The organism is Halorubrum yunnanense, assembly GCF_026586675.1.
GTDB lineage: Archaea > Halobacteriota > Halobacteria > Halobacteriales > Haloferacaceae > Halorubrum > Halorubrum yunnanense.
The window spans coordinates 1-1,467 of the sequence record NZ_JAODIX010000104.1; the positions used below are offsets into that span (position 1 = coordinate 1).

The 1,467-nt window shown below is 58.4% G+C and carries 1 protein-coding gene; it reads left to right on the forward strand.

Annotated elements, in window-relative coordinates; all coding sequences use genetic code 11:
• Positions 1-91: 91 nt before the first annotated feature.
• A partial coding sequence (tnpC, locus tag N5096_RS16070) for an IS66 family transposase (protein WP_267665794.1) occupies positions 92-1,467 on the forward strand: 1,376 nt, incomplete at its 3' end.

A 1,467-nucleotide genomic window follows, 5' to 3' on the forward strand; every position in this document is an offset into this window, starting at 1 on the left:
GGCAGCAGAGGTTCGTGATGATTCTCAGGGATGGGCTCCGTCGTGGAGCCCATCCCGTTACCTCTGCTGTCTGTACTGGAAGGTGGGATCTGTGAACGGAGATGATCTCACCAAAGAGGAGTTGCTCTCCCGGTTTTTACAACTTGAACAACGAGTCGAAGAGCTTGAACAAGACAACGCACAGCTCCGAGAGAAGTTACAAGAGAAAGACGAGCGGATCGAAGAACTCGAAACACGTCTTCGCAAATACGAGAATCCGCACACTCCACCCAGCAAGCGACGGTCGGGGACTGACGAGTCCCCGACCTCGCAAGACGACGAAGACGATGATGTCCGAACTGACGGCGGCACTCCCGGTCGAAAAGACGGTCACGCCCCAGAGTGGCGTTCTCCGCCCGATCCTGACGAAGAAATCGAGGTCACCTGTGACTGTTGTCCTGAGTGTGGCGACCACTTCGACGAGTCGGTGGGCGTCAGCCCCCGACTCGTCGAGGAGATTCCTGATCCGCAGCCCCCAGAAATCACTCGGTACAACCGCCACTACTACCAGTGCGATTCCTGTGGAACAGAGACAGTTGCGGCTCACCCCGACTGCCCCGATGAGGGGCAGTTCGGGGTGAACGTCATCGCTCAATCAGCTCTGTCACGGTACGATCACCGCCTTCCTTACCGGAAGATCGCTGATCGCTTCGAGCAACTACACGGACTCGAACTCTCGGGTGCATCCGCGTGGCACGCGACCGAGCGCGCTGCGCGCGCCGGTCGCTGTGAGTACGAGCAGATCCGTCAAGAGATTCAGGATGCTGACGTGGTTCATATCGACGAGACAGGCATCAAGCGCGACGGTGAACAAGCGTGGATTTGGACGTTTCAGACCGTTCAACACACGTTGTACGCGGTCAGGGAGAGTCGCGGAAGTGATGTTCCCGCGGAAGTCCTCGGCGAGGACTTCGCGGGAACAGTCGTCTGTGACGGGTGGACGGCGTACCCAGCTTTCAGCAGTAACCTCCAGCGGTGCTGGGCGCACATTCTTCGAGAAGCTGAAGACGCCGCCGAAAAGCAGCCAGAAGGTGAACCGATCTACCAGGCTCTCAGACAAGTATACGTCGCTCTCCAGGCTCGGCTGGAGAGCGACCCAAGTCCTCGTGAGAGAGCAGAGCTCCAGCGTGTGGCGCGAAGAGAGCTTGAATCGCTGATTGACCGGTCAGTACCCGACGGACCAGTGGCAACACTGCTGGGGAAGATCGAAGGAGGTCTCGACCACTGGCTCACCTTCGTCGGTGAGCCAGCGGTCTCTCCGACAAACAATGCCGCAGAGAACGCACTTCGTGAGCCAGTGGTTCTCCGGAAAATCATCGGAACGCTCCGTAATGACCGAGGAATGTTCGTTCACGAGACGGTCTTGTCCCTGCTGGCGACGTGGCGCCAGCAGGGACGCAATCCATACGAAGAACTTCGTCGAGTCGT